Genomic DNA, 2,862 nt, shown 5'->3' with positions numbered 1-2,862 from the left:
GGCTTGTAGGGCGGGTTGAAATGAACGTCGACCGGATAGCCCTTCGGTAATTCTCTACGGGTCAGCCATATGAGCAGCTTGCGGGCGAGCCCGGGGAAGCGCTGGCAGAATCGCCAGAAGACCAGGGTGATCTTGGCATTCTTGTAGCGCGTCAGTGAGTAGGCGGTTTGCGCCGGCAGAATCTTGCGAAGAAAAGCGGCAACGGAATCGTTGGCGGGCTGGTTGACGATATAGGAGGGCGTCCGCTGCAACATGGTGATGCTGGCGACCTCGTCGGCCATGGCGGGAATCAGGGTCACCGCCGTTGCGCCGCTGCCAATGACCACCACATGCTTGCCCCGATAGTCCAAGCGCTCGGGCCAGTGTTGCGGGTGGATGATTTGCCCCTTGAACTGCTCCGCGCCCTCGAAGCGTGGGCTGAAGCCTTGGTCATAACGGTAGTAACCGCCTGCGCTGAACAGCCAGCGGCATTCGATGGTGCGGGTTTCTGCCGTGTGGCCGTCCTCGACGCATACTGCCCACAGCCCTTTGTCGCTCTGCCAATTCGCCGAGACCACTTTCTGCCGGTACTGGATGAAGGGGTCCAACTGGTATTCAGCGACGGCTTCTCGCAGGTATTCGAGAATGTCGGCGGCATCCGCCAGAGATTTCGCCTTGGTCCAAGGCTTGAAGTCGAAGCCGAAGGTGTACAGGTCGGAGTCGGAGCGTATGCCGGGATAGCGGAACAGGTCCCAGGTGCCGCCCATTCGCTCCCGGGACTCGAGAATCGCAAACACCTTGTTCGGTTGGTGACGTCGAAGGTAAGCCGCAGCGCCGATGCCAGACACACCGGCTCCTATGATCAGAACATCGAGCGGCTCAATTGGAAGAGCAGTGTGAGAGGACATGTCGCCTCCTATTGTTGTGTTATAGAGACTTGATCTTTTGACTTGATCGTTTGACCAGAATAGACGCGAGCGAGTTGCTGGTACAAGGTGCGAAATGCACCAGGTTTCCATCGGTTTGGGTTTATTTGCACCTAGGTGCCACACCAGGCCATGGCGGAAGGCCTGATCCATGGACGAGAAGCGCACAGTCAGCTTGCAGGATTACGAGGAGGAGACCGGGCGAGGTGGCCGCCCAGGATTCCGCTGGAGGCGGGGAGAGGAGAGCTAGAAGAGGCGTCGCACCTGCACTGGCAAGAGGCCCGAAGAGCAGGGGCACGGCGAACCGTGTCCCCATGCCCCTCTCTAGAGATGCGCCTTCGAAAAGATCAGAAGCTGGCCACCAACAGCTTCACAGCCTGGCAGGCGGCTTCGGTCTCGGCATTCAGCCGCTCCTGGTCACCATGGGCGGACCAGGCGAGAAGCAAGCCATCGAACAGGTTGATGAGCAAGCGACTGACAGTGCCCAGCGCTTCCTGGTCCAGCACCGAGCCAGCGACCTGTTCGATGGCCTGCTTCGTCGCTTCGATGGAGTCGGTGTAGATCTTGCTCGCCATCGCGGGGTTGTTACGCAGATTCCAGAAAAACAGCTCGAACTGCGTAGTCGCCAGTTGCGGATGCGTGGTGAACCACCCGACCAACTGGCGCAATATCTCTGCTACCGAGTCTGCCGCCGTGGCTCCCGCCGTAACGTGCAGCAAGGACTGCTGTGGCGTGTCTATCAGGGATTCATAGACCGCGTCGAACAATTCGTCCTTGGTGTGGAAGACATAGTGCAGGGAGGCCAATGGAGAATTCGCCGCGGCCGCGATGCGACGGGTAGTGGCATTCGCCACACCATATTCCGCGATCACCTTCACGGCGGCCTCAATAAAGTCTTGCCTGCGCACTTCGGCGCCCACTCGAGCCATTCAGCTTCTCCTTCTTCGGTGTTGCCGCCAGGCGACTGGTCCGCTGTCGACCGGGACGAATGCTAACGCATGGCCGTTCTCCAATCCATGAGTCGACACGCCTGAAGACCAAGGCAGCGACCCTTTGTCTCTCCAGATGTTTCGCTCCGACCGCCGGCGATGCGTAGCCGAAGCGGAACAGGATCGAGCCTGGGCAATCCGCTATCGCCAGCGCGAACCCGCGTAGAGCCGCATCTTGATTCGGCAGGCCTTTCCTGAGCGCCGAGATGCCACGCAGAATTATTAATCGTTTGACTTGATCACATGATCATGTCGTATGATCAAACCTCCTTTCCGCGCCAGGCGCAAGGAGAGGGCGGTCTGACCGCATGAGAGTGAACGCTCATGGGCTGAGGCTGATTGCGGAGGCCCTGCAGAACAATGACAACACCACACAGGTAGGCATCAGATGAGTACGCGAAGATTGACGACAGTCAGCTGCGACACCCCGATCGAGCAGGTAGTGGAAATCATCAGGCGTGATGGCGCTGTCGCTATTTGCAACTTCGTCTCGGAAGAAACCTTGAAGTCTCTTACCGAGGACCTGGACAGCTATCTGGGCGTTACCCCCTGCGGCATGGACCCTTACTTCGCCGGCACCCAGACTCGACGTACCGCGCGGATCCTGGCGAAAAGCGACTCCGCCGTGGAAGTGGCACTGAACCCCCTGTTCCTCGAGACGGCAAAGCAGGTATTGCAGACTCCCACCCATGTCTGGGTAGGGAACGATCGGGTCGAGATCACGCCCGATATCCAACTGAGCATGACCCAGGCCATACAGATCGGGCCTGGACAAGGTCTTCAACCCCTGCATCGCGACGATGCCACTTCGCTCTGGCGGCATCCGCAGTATGGTCGCGAGGCTCGCTTGCAGCTCATGCTGGCGATTACCGACTTCACCGAAGAGAACGGCGCGACGCGGGTCATTCCTGGCAGTCATCAATGGGATGACGAACGGATGCCCACCCAGGAAGAAACCATCGGCGCAG

Annotated in this window: 3 protein-coding genes; 1 reads left to right on the top strand and 2 read right to left on the bottom strand. The window is 59.2% G+C overall.

Annotated elements, in window-relative coordinates:
• The coding region (locus FFS27_RS31210; protein WP_137952475.1) for a flavin-containing monooxygenase at positions 1 to 887 on the bottom strand (887 nt) is incomplete at its 3' end.
• 365 nt (positions 888 to 1,252) lie between these two features.
• Complete coding sequence (locus FFS27_RS31205) at positions 1,253 to 1,834, bottom strand: TetR/AcrR family transcriptional regulator (protein WP_003089176.1); 582 nt, start codon at positions 1,832 to 1,834, stop codon at positions 1,253 to 1,255.
• Positions 1,835 to 2,282: 448 nt separating this feature from the next.
• Between FFS27_RS31205 and FFS27_RS31200 the strand changes: the two genes are divergently transcribed.
• A partial coding sequence (locus FFS27_RS31200; protein ID WP_137952474.1) for a phytanoyl-CoA dioxygenase family protein occupies positions 2,283 to 2,862 on the top strand: 580 nt, incomplete at its 3' end.

This window comes from Pseudomonas sp. 2VD (assembly GCF_005503585.1).
Classification (GTDB): Bacteria; Pseudomonadota; Gammaproteobacteria; order Pseudomonadales; family Pseudomonadaceae; genus Pseudomonas; species Pseudomonas aeruginosa.
The sequence above is the reverse complement of the archived record's forward strand: the minus strand, read 5'-3'. Positions and strand labels throughout refer to the sequence as shown.

What these genes read in the sequence shown, in the direction of transcription:
- FFS27_RS31205 (WP_003089176.1), bottom strand. Translation starts at nt 1,834, where the DNA reads ATGGCTCGAGTGGGCGCCGAAGTGCGCAGGCAAGACTTTATTGAGGCC.